Origin of the sequence: Roseateles sp. UC29_93, from assembly GCF_042695725.1 — a bacterium.
GTDB classification, from domain to species: domain Bacteria; phylum Pseudomonadota; class Gammaproteobacteria; order Burkholderiales; family Burkholderiaceae_C; genus Roseateles; species Roseateles noduli_A.
On the sequence record NZ_CP170545.1, the window covers coordinates 4,653,210 to 4,673,740 of the forward strand.

General features: G+C 69.8%; 13 protein-coding genes. 6 read left to right on the top strand and 7 right to left on the bottom strand.

Translation table 11 applies throughout. From position 1 onward, the window contains the following. Positions 1-40: 40 nt before the first annotated feature. The 6 genes from ACFJIX_RS21750 to ACFJIX_RS21775 all read left to right on the top strand — a co-directional run bounded on the left by ACFJIX_RS21750 (position 41) and on the right by ACFJIX_RS21775 (position 6,832). Positions 41-892 carry a substrate-binding periplasmic protein gene (locus tag ACFJIX_RS21750; protein ID WP_377154791.1) on the top strand — a complete coding sequence of 284 codons (852 nt, stop codon included), beginning with the start codon at positions 41-43 and terminating at the stop codon, positions 890-892. 127 nt (positions 893-1,019) lie between these two features. Continuing rightward, on the top strand, positions 1,020-2,345 hold the full coding sequence (locus ACFJIX_RS21755; RefSeq protein ID WP_377154793.1) for a hypothetical protein: 1,326 nt from the start codon (positions 1,020-1,022) through the stop codon (positions 2,343-2,345). 49 nt (positions 2,346-2,394) lie between these two features. Further along, positions 2,395-3,591 (top strand): patatin-like phospholipase family protein, encoded by a 1,197-nt coding sequence (locus ACFJIX_RS21760; RefSeq protein WP_377154795.1) that lies wholly within the window; start codon positions 2,395-2,397, stop codon positions 3,589-3,591. A 181-nt stretch (positions 3,592-3,772) separates the two neighbouring features. Further along, on the top strand, positions 3,773-4,789 hold the full coding sequence (locus tag ACFJIX_RS21765; protein ID WP_377154796.1) for a phospholipase: 1,017 nt from the start codon (positions 3,773-3,775) through the stop codon (positions 4,787-4,789). Then, the gene (locus ACFJIX_RS21770) at positions 4,786-6,168 is read left to right on the top strand and encodes a hypothetical protein (RefSeq protein WP_377154797.1); all 1,383 of its coding nucleotides are present in this window, start codon (positions 4,786-4,788) and stop codon (positions 6,166-6,168) included. Before ACFJIX_RS21765 ends, ACFJIX_RS21770 begins: the two co-directional genes overlap by 4 nt. Next, positions 6,158-6,832, top strand: a complete 675-nt coding sequence (locus tag ACFJIX_RS21775; protein ID WP_377154798.1) for a hypothetical protein — start codon at positions 6,158-6,160, stop codon at positions 6,830-6,832. The genes ACFJIX_RS21770 and ACFJIX_RS21775 overlap by 11 nt, the downstream gene beginning before the upstream one ends. Positions 6,833-6,935: 103 nt before the next feature. Here ACFJIX_RS21775 and ACFJIX_RS21780 read toward each other — a convergent pair whose 3' ends face one another. The 7 genes from ACFJIX_RS21780 to ACFJIX_RS21810 all read right to left on the bottom strand — a co-directional run bounded on the left by ACFJIX_RS21780 (position 6,936) and on the right by ACFJIX_RS21810 (position 20,449). Further along, positions 6,936-7,160, bottom strand: coding sequence for a hypothetical protein (locus ACFJIX_RS21780; protein ID WP_377154799.1), 225 nt, complete (start codon positions 7,158-7,160; stop codon positions 6,936-6,938). A 207-nt stretch (positions 7,161-7,367) separates the two neighbouring features. Then, positions 7,368-8,942: a methyl-accepting chemotaxis protein gene (locus ACFJIX_RS21785; protein WP_377154800.1), complete on the bottom strand. Its 1,575-nt coding sequence runs from the start codon at positions 8,940-8,942 to the stop codon at positions 7,368-7,370. A 178-nt stretch (positions 8,943-9,120) separates the two neighbouring features. Beyond that, complete coding sequence (locus tag ACFJIX_RS21790; protein ID WP_377154801.1) at positions 9,121-10,128, bottom strand: hypothetical protein; 1,008 nt, start codon at positions 10,126-10,128, stop codon at positions 9,121-9,123. A 70-nt stretch (positions 10,129-10,198) separates the two neighbouring features. Then, positions 10,199-10,969, bottom strand: a complete 771-nt coding sequence (locus ACFJIX_RS21795; RefSeq protein WP_377154802.1) for a DUF5672 family protein — start codon at positions 10,967-10,969, stop codon at positions 10,199-10,201. Position 10,970: 1 nt separating this feature from the next. Then, a complete protein-coding gene (locus ACFJIX_RS21800; protein ID WP_377154803.1) occupies positions 10,971-12,092 on the bottom strand; it encodes a glycosyltransferase family 4 protein in 1,122 nt (373 codons plus the stop codon). A gap of 245 nt (positions 12,093-12,337) precedes the next feature. Next, entirely contained in the window at positions 12,338-15,796 is a 3,459-nt protein-coding gene (locus ACFJIX_RS21805) for a hypothetical protein (RefSeq protein WP_377154804.1), read from the bottom strand. A 177-nt stretch (positions 15,797-15,973) separates the two neighbouring features. Then, positions 15,974-20,449: a hypothetical protein gene (locus ACFJIX_RS21810; protein WP_377154805.1), complete on the bottom strand. Its 4,476-nt coding sequence runs from the start codon at positions 20,447-20,449 to the stop codon at positions 15,974-15,976. Positions 20,450-20,531 lie beyond the last annotated feature (82 nt).

The following is a 20,531-nucleotide window of genomic DNA, read 5'->3' on the forward strand; positions in this document are numbered from 1 at the left end:
CCGCCTATCATGGACCGGACATTTCCTTCCTGATTCGCGGATGCATCGACGACATCTGACCCTGGCGGGTCTGGCCTGGTTGGGCGGCGCACAGGCCGCCGGCCGCGCCACCCTGCCGACTCCGGCCCTCGGGCCGGGGCCGGCGTCGACACCGCCCACGCCGATCTCGGCGACTCCGGCCACGGCGTCGTCCGGCGGCACGCCGTCCGCGTCGCTGCGCCTGCTGAGCGAGGAATTCCCGCCGATCAACTTCACCGAGGCCGGCCAGCCGCGCGGGCTCTCCGTCGACATCGTGCAGGCGATCCAGAAGCGGCTCGGCCAGTCGCTGCCGATCGAGTTCATGCCCTGGGCCCGCGCGTTCCGCGAGGCGCAGGACGGCCCGCCGGCGGCGCTGTTCGCGATGGCCCGCATCCCCGAGCGCGAGAAGCTCTTCCAGTGGGTCGGCCCGATCGTCACCTTCCAGAGCACCTTCTACGCGAAGGCCGGCAGCGGCATCCGGCTGCGCTCGCTGGCCGAGGCGAAGCTGGCGGCCAGGGTGCTGGTCGTGCGGGACTGGTACACGCTGACGCAGCTCCAGTCGGCCGGCTTCCACAACCTGCAGCAGATCAGCGATCCGATCCAGGGTGTGCGGATGCTGGCCGCCGGGCGGGCGCCGCTGTTCGCGGCGGAGAAGCTGTCGATGCCGCAGACGCTGGTGCAGGCGGGCGTTGCGCGCGGCGCGCTGGAGGAAGTCTTCAGCTTCGCCGCGAGCGAGGGCTACATCGCGTTCTCCCGCAGCACGCCGATGGGGACGATCCACGCGTGGCAGTCGCAGCTCAACGAGCTCAAGCGCGACGGCACGTTCCAGGCGATCTACAAGCGCTGGCTGCCGACCGACGCGCCGCCGAAGTAGCGCAGGGCGCTCTCGGCCCCATTTTCCGGCAACTTGTCACGGCATCGCGTCCTGCCGCTGTTCGAGCGCGGATCTCAAACGGCGCGTTTTCGAACTCTCCTGTCATGCGAACACTTCGGCATGACCAATGAAACTCACTTCTCTTGGCGCGGCGGGCGACCCGGCATCGGCTTCGGACAACGACATGGCCATGGCGTCGGCCACGGACCCCAGCCGGGGTCCGAGCGTCGCCGGAAGCCAGCATGTCCTGGGCGTGGACTTCTCACAGTCCCGTCGTCTGAAGCCGGCAAACAGTCCGATCGCCTTTCAGCCAGGGGAGGAACTTGGACGTCTGCCCCAGATGCCCGCATCCGGCGATGCGCGGCACCTGATCGGCGAGGTCGCGGCGGCGTTGGGGCAGAGCCTGCTGGAGCGTTATGACTGGGATCGACCGGTCGCCATCGACTCAAAAGCCGTGGCGACGTTGCTCAAGTCTCCGCACGTTCAGGGCAAGCAGGATGTGCAATGGGAATTGAAGGCGGATGCGCGGGCGGACAAGGTCCTGCTCGTGGCCCGGTCTGGCGGCAAGCCGGTGGCGCAGGCGTCCGTGCTGGATTTGAGCAAGATTCCCCCGGGGATGGTGATCCTCTGTCTGGAACCCGATGACAACCAGATAAAAACGGCGCAGGGCCGCTTGACGGACCGCTACAACGCGGGAGGGCACACGCTAGGTTGCCTCAGCGTGCCGGAGCATTTGAAACACCATGCCGCTGCCGTAAGACCTCTGCACGGGTTGCCTTCCCAGTCGCGCATCATGCTCGTCGGTCATGGAAAGGGGCGACCGGATCGTGATCCAAACACGCCCTTCTCGATCGGTGAATTGGCCCACATGAACGTCCGCCAGATTGCGGATCGATTGGCGAAAGACGGCCTGCAGCAGAGCTTTGCCGGCACGCTGTACCTGGAGAGCTGCGGCAGCGGATCGGGCTTCGGCGACGGGTCGAGTTTTGCGCAATCGCTTCAGGCTGAGCTGTTCAAGCGAGGATATCGGCAGGCCTGCGTCGCGGGGCTGCCCGGCAAGACCCACCTTTGGGAATCGGGGCAGAACGAGTCCCAAGTCGATGCGCTGTCCACAGACGTCAACATCGCGTTGCAACAGTCGAAGCGCACCGTCGGCAATCTGAAGAAGACGCGCCAGCAGCACTCGGAATCCCTGACCACGGGCAAGCTGACCTCGGGTGGCCGACGTCAGGATCAGGTGACGCAATCGCTCACGGCCGCGTTGAACAAGGAAAAGAAGCACATCGCCGCACTGAAAACACTGAAGGGACTGGTCAACCGCGGTCTCAAGAAGGGGGAGACGGACGCGCAGCGACGCGACAAGATCCTCGCCAGCTCCGGCGTGCTCAATTGGTGGGGACGACTCGGGCCCGGGGCGTCGAAGCCGAAACCGCCCAAGGCCTCGAAGGGCTAAGACCCCAGCGCGGCGGCTTATATTCCATGCGACCCCGAGAAAGGTTCGCATGGCTTCGTCCTCGCTTGTTTCCAAGTCCAACCGCCGTCCCAGCCTGGATCTCGCCCTGCAGGGCGGCGGCTCCCACGGCGCCTTCACCTGGGGCGTGCTGGACCGGCTGCTCGAGGACGGTTCGCTGCGCATCGACGGCGTGTCCGGCACCAGCGCAGGCGCCATGAACGCGGCAGTCATGGCGACCGGCTTCGCACAGGGCGGTGCGCTGGGCGCGCGGCAGGCGCTGTCGCGGTTCTGGCAGGACGTCTCCGGTGTGCCCGCGTGTTTCGGCATCGTGGGGGAGATGAAGGGCCTGACGGACACCGCGCGGCTCGAGACGCCCGCCTGGGTCTTCAATCGCAGCGCGTGGCCGGGGATGGCCGCCTGGGACGCGTGGTTGCGGCTGTGGAGCCCGTATCAGCTCAACCCCTTCAACCTCGATCCCCTGCGGGACATCGTCCGTCGTCACGTCGACATCGACGCCGTGCACGCAGGACCGGTCAAGGTGTTCGTCACCGCGACCTCGGTGCGCACCGGGCAGCCGCGCGTGTTCAGCGGCGACGACCTGAGCATCGAGGCGCTGATGGCCTCGGCCTGCCTGCCGCACAGCGCGCAGACGGTCGTCATCGACGGCGAGCCGTTCTGGGACGGCGGCTACTCGGGCAATCCGGCGCTGTGGCCGCTGGTCTACGGCACCGGGTCGGACGACGTGCTGCTGGTCCAGATCAACCCGCGCCAGCACGACGGGATCCCGCGCACGTCCGCCGAGATCGACGACCGCATCAACGAGATCACCTTCAACGCGAGCCTGGTGGCCGAGCTTCGGGCGATCCACTTCGTGCAGAGGCTGCTGCGCGACCAGCGCGTCGATCCCACGCGCTACAAGCAGATGCGACTGCACCGCGTGGCCGACGAGGGCGGGCTGGCGCAGTTCGGCGCATCCAGCAAACTCAACACCGATCCGCGGCTGCTGACGACGCTGTTCGGCCTCGGCCGCGCGGCCGCCGACGGCTGGCTGACCACGTGCGCGCAGCACGTCGGCCACGAGAGCACGCTGGACATCGGCGAGGTGTTCCTGGCCAACCGGGTCCGCAATGCGCGGCCGGCGATCAAGCCGCCGACGAAGGCCGTCGACAAGACGGTCGACAAGACGGTCGACAAGGCGGTCGGCAAGGCGGTCGGCAAGCTGATGGGAAAGCCGGGCAAGTCCTGACCCCGCGATCCCCGGCCGCACCCCGGCCGCACCCCGGTCCACGTCCCGGCGCCTGGGGACAGGGAGAACCCCGGCGTCGCACGAATTCTTCACCGGATCGTCATGCGTTTCCCCGAACATCCGTCCCCATATGTCGACGTGCGGAAAGCACGCGGTTTTCGGGACCATCAGGGAGACTTCGATGCGATCCATCCTGCTTCTGACCGCCGTGGCGGCGGGCCTCGTCCATCAGACCGAGGCCAACGCCTTCGCCCAGGACACCCACAAGCGCATCGCCATCGATGCGGTCCGCTACATGCAGCGGCATGCGGACAGCACCAACTACGCGAAGCTGCTGGCCGGCGTGACGCGCGCGGGCTACACGATCGACCAGTTCGCCGAGCAACTGGGCCAGGGCGCGTATGACGTCGACGACTTCGCCGACACCTACCTCTGCGGCGCGGTGACCGGCGATTGCGTGCTCGCGCCGGTCTGGGGCCTCGGGTCGGGGATCGTCAACTACACGTCCTACTGGCATTTCCAGAATCGCACGCAGGGGCCGGACGTCCACGGCAATCCCTTCGGTGGCTACAACTACGCCAGGCTCACGGTCAAGGGCGACATCGACGACCTCGCCGCGGCGTGGCTGGTCGGCGACCACCTCGACGACGGCAAGGGCGGCATGAAGGGCTGGTTCAGCGACGGCAGCAAGTACAACTCGTACGGACTGACCGAAGCCAACTACCGCCAGGGCGGTTCGTCGAGCGCGTCGATGTACGCGGACTTCGAGAAGGCTCCGTTCCAGCCGATCGACAACCTCGGCCAGTACTGGTGGTCGCAGTTCCTGGCGCGGCCCACGGTGCAGAGCCTGGGCTTCGTGATGCACACGACCGATCTGCTGCAGCCGCATCACACCTGGACGACGTCGGCGCTCAACCACTCCGGCTGGGAGACCTGGGTCAAGGACTACTACGACAGCGAGACGCTGAACGCCGATGCGCTCGTCACCACGGCGCTGGGCAGCTACACGCCGCTGGCCCCGACCGCCGCCGACATCCGGCCGCTGCTGCGCCAGGGCGGTCAGATCTCTTACAGCCGCGGCGGGCAGGTGCTGTCGACGACCGATCACGCGGTCCGTCGCGACGTGGGGCGCGTCGTCGTGCCCCATGCGATCGCGATGGTCGTCCACCTGCTGAATCGCGCGGCCGAGCGGCTGTGAAGGCGCGAGGCTCGCGCGCCACGGCGGCGACCGTGGCCGCGCTGGCGCTCGCGTTCGGCGGGCCGTTGCTGCCGGTGAGCGGTGGCATCGCGGCGACGACGGTCGAGGCGCATGCCGCGTCGTCCTGGATCGCCCGCGTCGGCGGCGACACGATCCCGCGTCGTCCGACCGAGGCGCTGCTCATGCTCGCCCGTCGCGAGCAGCCGGACCTGACGCTGCAGGAACTGGCGCGCCAGCTCGCGATCGATCTGCTGATGGGCGACGCGGCCTCGCGCGAGGTCGGCGACGCGGCGCTGTTCGCGAGCAGGCGGGTGGCCTTCGCGCCGGAGGTCGACGTGCGACGCCAATGGCTCGCGACCTTGCAGCAGGTCTGGCCCGAGCGGATCGAGCGTGACTGGCAGTCGGCGGCGCCGGCCTTGCCGTCGACGGTCGACGCGCGCGCGTGGCAGGCACTCTGGTCGGGCGGGCAGGGCGACCGCCTGCGGATGGACGAGGACCTGGACGACGCACAGCGCGAGGGCGCGACGCGCCTCGTGCTGCTGCGCCATCGCGGGTTCGGCGGCAGACCGGCCGGCACGATCACGCTGGCCGATGTCTGGCCGTTGCAGAACGTGCAGGGCCGTCGCCTCTTGCGCGCGGGCGATCTCGACTTTGCGCGGGCCCAGGCGCGGCAGTTGCTGCGGGAACGCTTCGTCGAGGCCTGGTTGCATCGCAGCAGCGGCTGGAGCGAGGCCGAGCTCGACTTCGTCCGCCGGGTCATCGAAGCCAGGCAACGCAAGCTCGCCTGGCAACGCTGGCAGGGACTGACGGGCGATCCGCATGGGGATGCGCCGGCTCGCGACGCGCTGGCGGCGGCGGTGACCGCGGAGGAGATCGCCGCGTACTACCGCGCGCATCTGGATCGTTTCGAGCGCCTGGAGTCCGTCGAGGGGCTGCGCCTGCGCTGCGTGCCTGCCGGGTGCGGGGAGGATGCTCAGGGGCAGGACCTGCGGGGGCGGCCAGGAGTGGCGCCGGTCGAATGGCGCCTCGGTGATCCCAGGCCCACCGCCGGTATCGACGCATGGGTGCTCGACCTGTTGCAGGCGTGGCCCGCGGGCCCCGCTTCGCCGCCGATACGGCACCCCGATGGGGAGGGTTGGGAACGGGTGCAGGCGCTGTCGGTGAAACGCGGTCATCATCCCGCCGACAGCGAGACCGTCCGGCACGAGGCGCGGCAGGCCGTGGCGCTGCAGAAGTTGGAAGCGCGCTGGCGGCAACGGCAGGTCGAGCTGCTGGCATCCGCCGGCTTGCAGTGGGCGCCGGGCATCGCGGCGCCCGATGCGCCGTTCGATCCGCAACGGCTGATGCCTGCGGGCGGGGAGCACGGACATGCGCACTGAACCCTGGCAGCGGCAACGCGACGCCCGAGGTGTCCGGCGACGCGGTCGCATCGATCTGAAGGTCGCGGCGGCGGTCGCATTGGCGCTCGCGGGCGCCCTGGTCGCCTGGATCGCCGCCGGTCGCTCCTCCGGCATCAGCGAGACCGCGCCTCAGGCGCTCGCGGCGCCACCGCCGGCCTCTGCCTCGGCGGCCATCCGGACGGGTGAGGGCGAGGACCTGGCCATGCGCGCTGCGGATGGCTCGCCGACGTCCGGCGCGCTCTCCGCAACGGTGACCGTGGCGTCGGCCTCGGCGCCGGCGTCCTCTTCGGGCGCGGAAGTCCCGGCGGCATGGAGCCTCGCGGACACGCGCATCGCCGGCGACGATCGCGCGCCACCGATCCAGAGGTCGGCGGCGGAGGCGGCAACGCCAGCGTGGCAACTTGACGATCATCAGGCCTACACGCGCCGCGAGCAGGATCGGCATCAAGCGGTGCAGCGCGCCTTCGTCAATGCCGCCGACCGCGAGCTGCCGCTGCTCGATCAGCAGATCGAGCAGGGCCGCGCGATGGGCGTGTCACCGGAGCAGCTCGCCAAGGGCGAAGAGAAGCGGCGTCGCATCGCGGAGATGCGCGCGCGGATGCAGGCAGACCTGGCCGCGAGCGCGCCCGCGCCCTCGCCCTGACGCGTCGGCGCCCGCGCACGCGCAAGGGCCGCCGACCTCGGCGCCATTTACGTCGCCATTCACGGCGCCATTCACAGCGCTATTCGCAATGCCCGGCGAAGGGTCAGGTGATGCGTCGGAAGCGCAACTCCTCGATGAGCGCGTCGTCGCCGACGGTGCTCACGCGTTGCGCGACGACCTCGGCCCGGCCGTCGGCGGCAAGCTGATGGATCTCGCGTGCCGCGCTGTCGAAGACCAGCGGATGCTCCAGGGCGGAGCCGGCGTGCGGCAGATCGACGAGCTCCCCGGGCGCGGAGTCGAGGAACATCGTCATGGCGATCGAACTCATGCTGCCTCACGAGTTGGCTGAACACCCGAGGACTCTATAGGGCATCGCAGCAGGTTCAATGTCGATCGCATCAGGTTTCCGCGCTGGCGTCCGGCGTTCGCACCGACGGCCCTTTTGCACCTGATTGAAGCCGGGCTGGAATGAAAACGGGAGCCTGATCAGCTCCCACTTCGGTTTTTTCGACGGCCGGCAGGCCGGGACTGACCCTCAGGCGCCCGCCATCCCGCGCACCTTGAACCGCGCGATCGCTTGCGTCAGCGCCATCGCCTGCTGGCGCAGACTCTCCGCCGCGGCGGCGCTCTCCTCGACCAGCGCCGCGTTCTGCTGCGTGCCACGGTCGATCGCCGCCACCGCCTCGTTGACCTGCACGATGCCGTGCGTCTGCTGGTCGGTGGAGGCGCTGATCTCGCCCATCAGGTCGGTGACCTTGCGGACTTGCGTCAGCACCTGGTCCATCGTGCGACCCGCTTCCTGCACCTGCACGGCGCCGGCGTCGACCGTCGCGGCCGAGTCCGAGATCAGCGTCTTGATCTCCTTGGCCGCCTGCGCGCTGCGCTGCGCCAGCGCCCGCACCTCGCTGGCCACGACCGCGAAGCCGCGGCCCTGCTCGCCGGCCCGTGCCGCCTCGACGGCCGCGTTCAGCGCGAGGATGTTGGTCTGGAACGCGATGCCGTCGATCACGCTGGTGATGTCGCTGATCCGCTTGCTGGAGCCGGTAATGGCTTCCATCGTCGTCATGACACGGTGCACTACCGCGCCGCCTTGACCCGCGACCTGCGCCGCGGCGTCGGCCAGGCCCGTCGCCTTGCGCGAGGACTCGGCGTTGACCTGCACCGTCTCGGTCATCTGCGCCATCGAGGACGCCGTCTCCTGCAGCGCGCTGGCCTGGGTCTCGGTGCGGCTGGACAGGTCCTGGTTGCCGCTGGCGATCTGCGTCGACGCCGTGGCGATGCCGTCCGCGGCCTGGCGCACGTTGGTGACCATCGTCGACAGGTTGCCGCTCATGGCCTTCAGCGCCGTCAGCAACTGGCTCAGTTCGTCGCGGCCGTCGACCTGGATCTCGTCGCGCAGGTCGCCGTCGGCCACCGATTGCGCCACCTTGATCGCACGGTTCAGCGGCGTCGTCACCGCGCGGCTGATCAACCAGCCCAGCAGGCCGGCCACCGCCGCCGACAGCACGGCCGTGGTGATCAGCATCATCCGGTCGGTTGCGAAGAGTTCGGCCGCTGCCTGGGTCTCCGTGGCCGAACGCTCGTCCTCATAACGGATGAAGTCGTCGGTGGCCGTCAGCAGCGCTGCCAGCAGCGGGCGGCATTCCGCGTTCATCTTGGTGACGGCGTCGTCGCGCTTGCCATCGTTGGCCAGGCCGACGATCGTCAGGGCGACCTTGCCGTACTGGGCCTCGATCCCGGCGACCTTGTCGAAGAGGGTCCGGTCCTGGGGCGTCGCGTCCTGCGCGGCGGCCAGGTGCGATTTCAGCTGCGCGAGCGACCGTTGCACCGCTTCATGGGATCTGGTGACGGCGTCGAGCTCGGTGGCGCGGTCCTGCGGCGTCGTCACGAGCACCAGGTTGCGCGCCGCGATGGCGCGCGACTTCGCGGCCGACTGCACGGCGATCACCAGCCGTTCGCGGGCGGCGACGCCCTGCAGGTAGTCATCGACGCGCGAGCTCGACTGGTTCAGCCAGTGCAGCGCCGCGCCGGACACGGCGGCGACGATGACCGCCATGACGCCGAATCCCGCCCACAACTTGGTCTTGACCTTGAGGCCTGAGAAGTTCATTTGTGTTCCCCCTGATGGATGCCGGAACCCGTGCTTGCAGTCCCGCTCTCATCTTCGGCGCTGGGCCGCCGTTTCTCAATTGGCGTGCGGCCGAATCGCGTGTGCCGCGATCACCTACATCCGGGGAGGGAGGCGGGACGGGATCGGTGGAAACCCGATCCTGTCAGCGCCGGCGGGCTCAGGCGCCGAAGGCGTGCGCCAGGCCGGCGACCTCGCGCTCGAAGATCATCCGCTCGCGCTGTACCGCCTGCCGGGCGGGACGCGAGAGCTCGAGGTAGAGCGGGAAGTCGCGCATCAGCCCGTGCGCGCCGGCGAAGACCTGGTCGACCTGGTCCGGCTTGAAGTAGCACTCGTCGGGCAGCGCATAGTCGCGGGCCGCGCCGACATCCAGCGCGAAGACGCAGCAGTCGCGCATCAGCGCCTCGCGCGCCAGGCGGTCCTTGCCCGGGAAGGTGCCCAGGTCGATGAAGAGCCGGCTGCGCCCCAGCGCCTCGTAGACCTGCGCCCGCGTCAGGCCGCGGATCAGGTGGACCTTGCAGCCGTTCTCCGCCTCCAGCCGCGCCGCGATCGCGCCGACGTCGTAGACGACCTTGTGGTTGGCGTTGAGCGCGATGTCCGTCTTGGCGGCGGTGTCGAAGACCGGCTCGCCATCGGCGGGCGTCGGCTTGGCCGGCGTGTAGTCCGACAGCGGCAGCGTGCGCAGGCAGCCCAACGCGCGGATCACGTCGTGCGCATAACCGGACTGGTAGGTGTGGAGCACCCGCTCGCTGCGCAGCAGGTTCATGTTGATCTTGTTGACCGACAGGTATTCGAAGGCGTTGTCGATGCTCAGCCACCAGACCATCGGCGTGCAGGGCTGGAAGTAGCGCAGCCAGTGCACGTAGGTCTCGGCCAGGACGACGCAGGTGTCGGGCGTCATCGCGATCTCCTCGGCCAGCCGCACCTGGTACTTCTGGTAGTCGGCCACGGTGTTCGGCCGCGGCTGCAGCTTCAGCGCCGTGCCTGCCGTCAGGCCGTTGCGGCGGAAGAGGTCGTCGATCGCGGGCAGGTCGGTCGGCAGCACGTACCAGACGCGGGCGTCGTGCCCCTGGCGGATCAGCGAGTCCGACAGCTGGTGCAACGCCTCCGGGCCGCCGGTCTGCACGCCGTGGGGGATCAGGAGGACGATCTGCTTCTTCGCGTTCATGGGGAGGCTTTCAGGAGGTCTCGGATCGTTGTTGTCGTCGCCGTCATCGTCGTCGGGGGGGCGCGCGGGTTCAGCCCAGAGCCGCCAGTCGCGCCTGCAGCTTCTGCGCCGCGGCCGGCGAGACCGCCTGCAGCCCGGGCAGCAGGAAGCCGCTGCGGGTCTTGACGATGCGGTCGGAGAGGTGGTCCAGCAGGAAGTCGGGCATCTCGCGGTAGACGCTGGGCAGATGGAAGATGCCGTGGAAGCCGAAGGTCGGGTAGGGCACCGCCGGGAACTCGACCGAGAAGTGCGAGGCGATCGCCTTGGGCGCGAAGCGGCAGCCGGCGCGCTCGAGCGTGTCGCGCATCGTGCGGCAGATGTAGAGGTCTTCGGCCTCGGTGGGATCCGGGTAGTCGAGCTGCGCGACCGCGTGGACCAGCCGCTTGGAGCGCCACGAGAAGCCGCCGTTGCCGACCTCGTTGACCTCGTAGTTGGGCCAGGGCGCGCCGATGTAGTCGTAGTGCAGGAAGTGCGGCGAGAACTGGTCGGCGTTGAGCACGAAGCCGTCGTACTGGATCACCAGCACATGGTCCGCGCTGAGGTGCCGGGCCAGTTCCTGGGTGATCAGCAGGTTGTATTCGGTGATCGAGCGCAGCGTCGGCACCGGGATCACCGGCAGGCCGGGCCAGAGCTCGGGCTTGTCCGAGTAGATCAGCACCTGGCTGAAGGGCAGGCCCTGCTGCTCCATCGCCCGCATGCTGTGCAGCAGCGCCTGCCGCGCCAGCACATGCAGGTCGGTGTCGACGATGGCGACGGCGATGCTCGGCTTCGTGGCGCCGAGGGTGGCGGAGGGCGCGCTCATGTCACATCAGGTCCAGCAGCTGCTTCGTCACCGTGGCCCACGAGAAACGCTTCTCCAGCCGCTGGCGGGCCGCCTCGCGGCGCGGGGCGGGGGTCAGGCGTTGCTCGACGACCTGCAGCATCGCTTCGCGCAGGTCCTCCAGGTCGGGGACGACGAAGGCACCGACCGGCTGCGGCGCATCGGCGTCGGTGCCGGGACGGCTGTGCAGGCGATGGCAGAGCTCGGGCGGCGTGAAGTCATCGGTAGCGCCGCCGCCGCTGACGATCACGTGCGTGCCGCACCCCATCGCCTCCAGCACCGGCAGGTTGAAGCCCTCGGCGCGGTAGGGCGAGACGTAGGCGTCGGACAGCGCGTACAACGAGCGCAGCTGCGGCAGGTTGAGGCTGGTCGACAGGATGGAGATGCCGTCCCGCACCTGCGGCGTGTTCAGCTGCGGCGCGCGTGCCGCGAGTTCGGCGAAGACGCGCTCCACGCCGATGCCGTACAGGCCCTGGTGGTCCTTGAGGATCAGCCGCACCGGCAGGCCTTGCAGCCGCAGCTCGGCGAAGGCCAGCAGCAGCAGGTCGATGCCCTTGTTCCAGGTCGCGACGCCGACGTTGGTGAAGACGGTCTCGTGCGGCAACATGCCCAGCGCCGCGCGCGCGGTCTGGCGCTGCTCCGGCGTCATCGGGAAGAAGGTGTCGGTCTTGTAGCCGTGCGGGACGACCAGGACCTTGTCCGCGTCGAAGCCGTAGTCGACCAGTCGGGCCTTGGACCAGCGGGTCGGCGTCACGACGATGTCCTCACCCTGCGTCAGCGCGGACGGCGCCATCTCGGGCGGGTCGAAGCTCTTGCCCGACAGGCCGAATTCGGTGACCACGAAAGTGGCGTTGCGACGTGCGGCGACCGCATCGCCCAGGCGCACCGGCGACGCGATGCGCAGGCGCACGTCCATCACGCGATCGCCGGGATCGGGCAGGCCGTCGATGATGGCCCGCTCCTCAGGCGCGAAGCCGGAGTCCAGCTTGCTCTTGTCCCAGTGCGGCATGAAGAAGGGCGCGTCCTTGTGGAACAGCTCGAACCGCGGGTCCTTCACCATCTCCAGGATCTGGTTCTGGTTGACCATCGCGATGGAGTGGTTCACTCCCCGCCAGCCCTCGATGCACAGTGTTTTCAACGCGGAATCCCCTTTGGATGCTCAGGTCGGGCACCCGCGCGGGCGCCGTCCTTCCCATCGATCTTTGAGCCATTGTGTCGCGCCGTGGGCGCGGCCATGCCAGGATAAGGGGGACAGGGAGCGGTCAACTCTTCGCGGTGAGAGGGGGCTCGCGTCGTCGCTTCCCGAGGCCCGTGCCGGCGGCGGGGCACGGTGGGGGAAGGCGGCGCGATTCAGTGCGCCATGGCCATCGTGTCGTGCATCGTCGAGTCGGAGAAGGCCGGGATCGCGGACAGACGCGCTTCGTGCGGCCGGCTGGACGCGGGGTTGCCTGGTGTCGCGCCCGGGCGAGGGGGGACGTCCAGCGCGAGCAGGATCTTCCCGCCCACGGCCGTCCGGATGCTGCCGCCCAGGGCCAGGCGGCCGCCGCCGAGCAGCCGGTCCGCGCCGTCGCCGTGGCCGCTGCCCGGCTGCATCGTGACGCTGGCGTCCACGCCGCCGGACCAGGCCGCCGCGGCCTGCATCGGCTGGACCACGTCCATGCCCGCCGGCAGCCAGTGGGCGGGGTTCGCCACATGGGCGGCGATCCTGCGCTGGAGGTCTTCCACCTGATCGAGGGCGCCCGGATCCTGCGGCACGCCCGGTGGCAGGGGCCGCTGCAGCACCGCGAGCCGGTCCATGCAGGCGTTGATCACCTCCGCGGCCTCGGTCGTCAGCGCCTGATGTTCGCGGTAGACCCGCGAGCCGGCGGCGCGCAGGTTGACCAACCTGTCCATGAACTCGTCGTACTGCTCGTCTCCGCCGCGGGGCCGGCCGTCGGGGCCGCGGGCGTCCAGCGCGGCGACCCATCGCGCACGCTGGGCATTCATCGCCTGGATGAAGTCTTCACGGACGCCGAACTCCCGGTCGCGGCTCGAGAGTTCCGGTCGAAGCCGGCCCCCCTCGGTGACGAGGCGCACGAGACCGTTCTGCGACTGGATCACCACCTCCGTCTCGACGCCGACCCGATGGCGTCCGAACACGGCGATGCTGCGGCCGGACGGCGTGGTGAACGCGGGGCTGCTCATACCCAGACCCGCGCCCACGCGCAGCGCACTGCGCGACCCTTGCTCCGCCTGCATGCTGCGGGCCGTGCCGGCCGCGTCCCGCGTGCGCTTGCGGTCGAACAGGGTGCGCTTCAGGCTGATGCTCGCCGAGGCCGAGACGGCGACGCCGGGCGCCAGCGTCGCGGAGGCCGTCGCATCGAGGGTCACGGACACGTCCGCCGTGACCGCCTTGCCCTCGTTCCAGCCGAACGAGATGTCGCGGTAGTCGCCCAGCTTGTCCACCAGCTGTGCCCACATGGCGCCGCCGTGGGCGGGGCGGTCGGCCTTGTCCCGATCGGCGATCTGGAAGATCGAACTGATCACGAGTTCGTTCATCCGCTGCCAGTCGGTGGACTGGAGTCCGGCGGTCTGGCCGGCCGACAGGGCCTCGTGGTCACGCCCCGCCTTGCGGGTGCGGATCATCAGCCCCCGCGAGACCAGGTGCGATCCGCCGATCCGGGCCATGGCCTGGGCGGAGACACCGGCGATCGGACCGGCTTCCGCGCCGGCCCGCACGCCCGCCCCGACGGCACCGCTCAGCTTGCGTTCGCTGCCGAGGTAGAGCGTTCCGGTCCCGGCGATGCCGGCCTTGAACACCGCGGTGCGGGAATGCTCGGCGCCGACCTCCACCACCGGCGTGATGCCGACGCCCACCCCGCCCAGGCCGCCGATCTTCGCAAGGCCGTACCCCGCCGTCACGCCGATGCCATGACGGCGGCTGTCGCTGTAGGTGCCGAGGCGACCTCGGGTGACGGCGTTCATCACCTGACGCAGGATGTCGCGCCGCTCGGCCGGCGATGCGGCTTCGAAGATGTGCTGGAGGCGCTTCGCATCCTGGCGCGTGTCCATTTCGCCTTGCGGGGTCTTGATGGTGGCGGCCGTCTCGATGGGGCCGGCCTTCAGCAAGGTTTCCAGCGGCGACTTGCCTTTGCCGGCCAGATGTCGTTGCAGCAGGCGTATCGGCAGCCGGGCCTTGTGCATCGCCGTCGGCAGGTCGCCGTGGGGCGTCTTGCAGGCCAGGTCGATGTAGGTGATGAACTTGCGCAGGCGCTTGGCCATCAGATGGAAGTCCGAGCCCTGACCGCTGGTCGTGAAGCCGTTGCGCAAGGCGACGTAGGCCGGTTTGAGGTCGCGATGCTGCTCGCCCTGGCCGGGTGCGCGCCGGAGATTGTCCGTGGCGTAGAGGAAGGCCTGGGCAGCGAGCGTGGCGGGATGTTCCGGCTCGTGCGGCCCCCGGGGACGACGGCGCGCGTTGCCGGTGCCGAGACGGCCCGGATCGAGCAGTTCGCGCCGCTGCGGGTGGGTGTCGAGCGCGGCGCGGATGTCGGCCATCGACTGGGTGCCGCCCACGTCGAGACCCGCGGCGAGCAAGGCCTCCTCGGCATGGAGTCCGAGCTGGTAGTACTCGATCGCCTCCTCGGCATGGCCGCGGCGCGGATCGCCGGGCCGCGGCAGCGCGAGGCCCTGCAGGTCGAGCAGCGCCTGGAAGCCGCCGGCCGTCACCGCCAGCGCGCGCCGCGCCGCGTGCGTCATGCGCGCGACGGCCGGCGAGGCTGTGCCCAGGTCGGCCAAGGGGGGCGTGGGGCCATCGGAGCCGCGGGTGCACAGGTCGTCCAGCGCCGGCGGCGTCTCCAGGCGCAGACGCTGGTAGACCTGCGAGGCCTGCACCGGATCCGCGGTGACGGAGCGGAGTACCGTGGCGATCAGCAGGGATTGCTCGTAGCGCAGCGGGTGACCGTCGGGTCGCCGGCCGGGGTCCGGGTTCGGGTGGTCGAGCAGCGTGGCCGCGAGCCGGATCGTGGCGAGCCGCGTCGATGGCGAGGCCGCAGGGAACATCCGCTCGATCTCGGCGTTGAAGTCGACCGCGCTGCCGGCGGCGGCTGGCGCTGCAGCTCGACGGCCGTTGTCGACGCCGTCCTGCCCGGTGGCGAGCGGCAATCCTTTCGTCAGTTCCTGTCCCACGCCGTGGGCGGCGGCATCGACGAGGCGATCGACGGCCTTCAATCCGCGCTCGCTGGCGGTGGTCGTGGCCTGGAAGATCCGGGGACGTTCTTCCAACGAAGGCTCGGACGTCGAGTTGCTGCGGGACAGGTTGAGCGGCCCGATGACGAGCTCGACACGCGGCACCGCCGTGCGCAGCCGCAGCGCGTCGAGCGGACGGCGCAGTCGATCCATGAACCGCGGCTTGGGCGCCGGGTCGGCGCCACCCGGCGGAAGCGGCGGCGGCTGGAGCGCTTCGGCCATCATGTCCGACGCTTGCGCATCGGTGGCGGTCTGCAAGCAGGTGAGTTCGTCCGTGGCCTGTCGCTGCGCCGCAAGCGCGGCGGCGGATGACGCGTCGATGCGTGCCAGCCTCCGCGCATGGGCGCTGGCGGCGAGGGCGGCGGCGCGCTCGATCTCGGGGTCGACGGGAGGACGCTGGATCGAGGCGGCGGTTCGATGTCGGGAAAGCAGACCCGATGGTCGAACCCGGGACGAGGGCAGGAGCTTGGTCCGGTCGTCGGCCGCAGGCGGCCGCGATCCTGCAGTCTCGGACGTCGCCACCACCGCCGCGGTGTCGACAGGCGTGGCGCTGCGGGGGCTCCATCCAAAGAAACTGATCGGCATCGTCGTGTTCCATGGCGAGACCACGCGCCGAACGTCCCGGACCACTGTCGGATCGCCCTACATCGACGCGTAGCGGTCTGATGAGGGGGACAGTGCCGAGGTTGTCGTTCGCGGTTCGTTCGCGAACGGCGAAACCGGGCGAGAGGCGGACGTATTGCGGGACGCCCGCGAGCGCGGTCAGAGCAAGGGCGTGCTGCCGTTGTTCTCGTCGTCCTGGCGCTTCAGGGCGGCCAGCGTCGTGTGCGCCACGGCCGCATGGGCGAGCGCGTCCGTCCCCGTCGGGACGGCGGCCGGCGTCGATCCCGACGCCCCCTCGGAGAGCAGCGCGGTCTCCGAAGTCTTCGGCGACGCGAGCAGTTCCGACGCCGCCGGCAGGGGCGTGGCCGCATCCGCCGCGGTCCCGCCGCCGTCCGCCGTCTTCGAGAACCAGACGTCGCCCATCTGGTGCGTGACGCCGTCCGCGGTCTTGTAGCCGGAGATCAGCCCGATCAGGTTGCCGTGATCGACGGTCGAGGTCGACCGGGCGTTCAGGTCCAGCTCGACGATGCCCAGCTCCGTCAGGGACTTGAGTTCGCCCACATCGGTCTTGCCGTTGCCGTTGGCGTCGGCCCAGATCCGCAACTGGCTGAAGCCGGCGTCGAGCGCATTGAGGGCATGGTCGCCGTTGGCGTCCAGAGCCTGCATCGCCTCGTAGCCGTTGGCCGCGTGCTTGCCGTTGGCCAGCACGGTGCCGGTGCCGAAGAGTTCCCCGCCCGAGTCGATCTGCCCGTTGCCGTTCAGGTCGCGAGCCAGCAGGCCGTTGCCCTGCCCCATCCATCCCCATTGCTGGGCGTGGCCGGTGTTGTTCATGTCGAAGCTGACGCCCTGCGCCGCGGACACCGTCCCGAGGCCGTGGCCGTCGAGGTTGAGCATGATCGGCGTGGCCAGGAACAGCGCGTCCAGCTGCGCGCCGGACATCGCATGGATGGTCTCGGTGCTGAACGCCATCACCTGGTCCATGCTGAGCGCGGCCAGGTCGCGGGTCTCGAAGCCCACGATCGCGTCGCTGCCGATCGCATGGATCTGGTCCACCGTCAGCGCCTTGGCCTGATCGCGGCTCAGCGCGGTCAGGTCGTCGCTGGACATCGTGGCGAAGGCCTCGGACGTGATCGCCGCGAGTTGCTGCGTCGTCAGCGCGGCGACCTGCCGGCTGTCGAGCGCCTCGATCGCGTCGGAATTCATCGCCGCGATCGCCTCGGTGTGCAAGGCGCGCAGCGTCTGCGTCGTCAGCCCGTGGATCTGGTCCGAGCCCAAGGCCGCGAAGACGTCCGTGGACAGGGCGTTCAGCGTCGCCGTGCCCAGCGCCCGGAAGGCCGTCGAGGTCAGCGCCGCGTAGTCCTCGGTGCCGAAGCCGCTCAATTGCGAGCCGGTCATTTCAACCAGCTGCGTGCTGGTCATCGCATGGACCTGATCGGTGGACAGCGCCGCGAAGTCGCCGGCGTCCATCACCCGGATCGCCCGGCCCGGCAGCAGCGCCACATCCTGCGCGTCCAGCGCGGCGATCTGGTCGCTGGTCCATGCCAGGACCTGCACGTTCGTCAGGCCCAGGACCTGTGCCGTGCCGAGCGCCTGGATCTGCTCCGTGTGCATCGCCGCCGCCTGCTGGAAGGTCAGCGAACCGACCTGGTCCGGCCGCAGCGCCGCGATCTGATCGGTGTTGAACAGCGCGATCTGGTCGGAGCCCATCGCCTTCAGCGCCGTGGTGTGCAGGACGGCGAGGTCCTGCGTCTCCAGCGCGGCGATCTGCGTGCCGCTGAGCGCCGCGAGCTGCGACGACCGCAAGGCCGCGAACTGCAGCGTCGTCAGCGCCGCCAGCGCCGTGGGGTCCAGGGCCGCGATCTGCAGCGACGTCAACGCCGCGACCTGCCTGGCCGAGAGCGCGGCGATCTGGTCCAGGTCCAGCGAGCCGAACTGGTCGCTGCTCAGGCCCAGCAGCGCCTGCGAACCCAGGCTCGCGAGCTGCGCGGTGCTCAGGTGGTCGATCTGGTCCGCGGTCAGTCCCAGCAGCTGCTTCGAGCTGAGCGCCGCCAGCTGCGCGCTGCTCAGCGAGGCGATGCTGTCGACGTTCATCGCGCCGAGCTGGGCGGAGGTCAGTCCCAGCAGCGCCCGCGTATTCAGGCCGACGACGTCCTGGAACTCGAGCTGACTGATCTGGTCGGTCGTGAAGGCCGCCAGCTGTTTCGACGAGAACACCGAGAACTGCGCCGAGTCCAGCGCGTTCAGGTCGGCCTGTTCCATCGCCGACAACTGGGTGGTCGTCAGCGAGGCGACCTGGTTGGTGCGCATGGCCGCGAACTGTTCGGGCACGAGGGCATTGAGCTGATCGGTGGTGAAGCTCTGCAGCGCCTGCACGCTCAGTCCGCGCACGCCGTCGGTGGAGAGCGCGTCGATCTGCGACGGCGTCAATGCGGCGACCTGACCGGTGCCCAGCAGCGCCGTCTGCGCGCTGCCGAGGGCACCGACCTGCTCGCGGCTCAGCACGTGGATCTGGTCGGTCGTCAGCGCGGTCAGGTAGATCGGCTTGACGCCGGCGAGCAACTCGGGCGCCAGGGCGCCGATCTCGTCGGTGGAGATCGCCGCCAGCTGGAACGAGGTCAGGGCGGAGAAATGGGCCGAACCCAGCGCGTTGAAGCTGTCGTGGTCGAGGCTGCGCACCTGGGCCGTGCTCAGCGCGGCCAGTTGGCCGTCGCGCAGCATGGCGACGCCGGTCGGCCCGAGGGCGTCCAACTGGTCCGCGGTGAGACCGCGGATCGCCAGCGTGGAGATCGCCTGCAGCGCCTGCGGAGACAGGACCTGCAGCTGGCCGGCAGTCAGCGCGCCGATCTGGGCCGCGTTGAGCGCGCCCGTCTGCGAGGTGCTGAAGGCGGCCACCAGGTTGATGTCCAGCGCCTGCACCTGCGCGCTGCTCAACGAGCGGATCACCGATGCGTTCAGCGCGCCGAAGTCCTCGGGCTCGAGTTGCGAGACCTGATCGGTCGTCAGGCCGCGGAACTGCGCCGACGTGAAGGCGGCGAACTGCGCCGACGTCAGCGTGTTCAGGTCCTCCACCGTCATCGCGGACAACTGGGCCGTGGTGAGCGCGCGGATCTGCGCGCTGGTCAGCGCCTGCAGCTGGTCGGAGTTCAGCACGTCGAGCTGGTGATCGGTCAGCGTCGCGATCACGCGCGTCGTCAGCGCCTGGATCGCGCCGGTGCCGAGCGCGGACAGCTGTTCGTCGCTCAGGTCGCGCAGCTGCGTCGTCGACAGCGACGCGGTCTGGGCGCCGCTCAGCGCGGCGAGCTGCTCCGAGCTCAGCGACGCGAGCTGCGCCGGCGTCAGCCCCCGCAAGGTCGCACTGCTGAGCGCGGCGAGGTCCTCGGTCGTCAGCGAATGGAACTGGTCCGGCGTCAGCGACTGCAGCTGCTTGGAGTTCAGCGCCGCGATCTGTCCGGTCGACAGCGCGGCGAGGTCGTCGGTGTCGAACGCGGCCAGCTGGCGCGTCGTCAGCATGGCGATCTGCACCGTCTTCAGCGCGCCGAGCTGCTCGGCGCTCATCGCGCCCAGCACTTCGGGCTTCAAGCCCACGAGCGCGCTGCTGCTCAGCAGCCGCAGTTCATCGGTGCTGAAGGCCGGCAGCTGAGCGCTGCCCAGGCCGATCAACTGGGTCGAGGTCAGGCTCTGCACCTGGCGCGAGCTCAGCGCGTCGACCTGGTCGGAAGACAGCGCGGCCAGCTGTTGCGAGTTCAGCGCGCGCAGGCCCTTGGTGCCGATGGCGGCGAGGTCCTCGCCCTCGAGCGCCGCGACCTGCGTGGTGCTCAGCGATTTGATCTGCAGCGTGTTGAGCGCGCCGGCCTGCTCGGTCGTCAGCGCCACGAGGGCGTCGGTGCTCAGCGTGCGGAACTGCTGGCTGGTCAGCGCGGCGATCTGCCGGCTGTCCAGCGACTGCACGGCGTCGGAAGAGAGGTGCGACACGGCGGCGGTGCTGAGGCCGCGCACCGCGCCCGTGGTCAGCGCCTGCAACGCGTCGGTGCTCAGCGCGCTGAGCTGCTCGCCGCTCAGGCCCTTGGTCTGGTTGCCGCGCAGCGCGCCGATCTGGGCGGTGTCGAAGGCGTTGAGCTGGTCCACGCTCAGCGCGCCGATCTGCACCGTGTTCAGCACCTGCATCGAGGCGGTGCTGAAGACGGCCACCTCGTCGGTGGTCAGCATGTCGATCTGCTGGCTGCCCAGGCCGCGCACCTGCACCGACGACAGCGCCGCGATCTGCGTGCTGTCGAGCGCGGTGAACTGGTCGCTGTCCATGCGGCGCAGCCGGTCCACGGTCAGGGCCGGGATCTGCGTCGTGGTCAGCGCATGGATCTGGTCGGTGGTCAGCGCCGCGAGCGAAGCCGTCGTCAGCGTGCGGATCGCGGCGGTGTTGATCGCCTGGACGTCCTGCAGCTCCATCGCCGAGAGCTGTCCCGAGGCGAGGTAGTTGAGCTGGCGGGCCGACAGCGCGGAGACCTGGACCGTCGTCAGCGCCACCACCTGCTCGGCGGTCAGCAAGGCCCACTCCGACCCCGTCAGCGTCGCGAGCTGCGTGGTGGTGAGCGCTGCGATCTCCGCGGGAGTGAGCGAACCGACGTCGAAGGTGGCCATGCGGGAAAGGAGAGTACTTCTGAAACCTGGCGGTCTGTCGTTCCCGGCCGCTCGACACGCATCGCGTGGGCGAGGGCCGCAA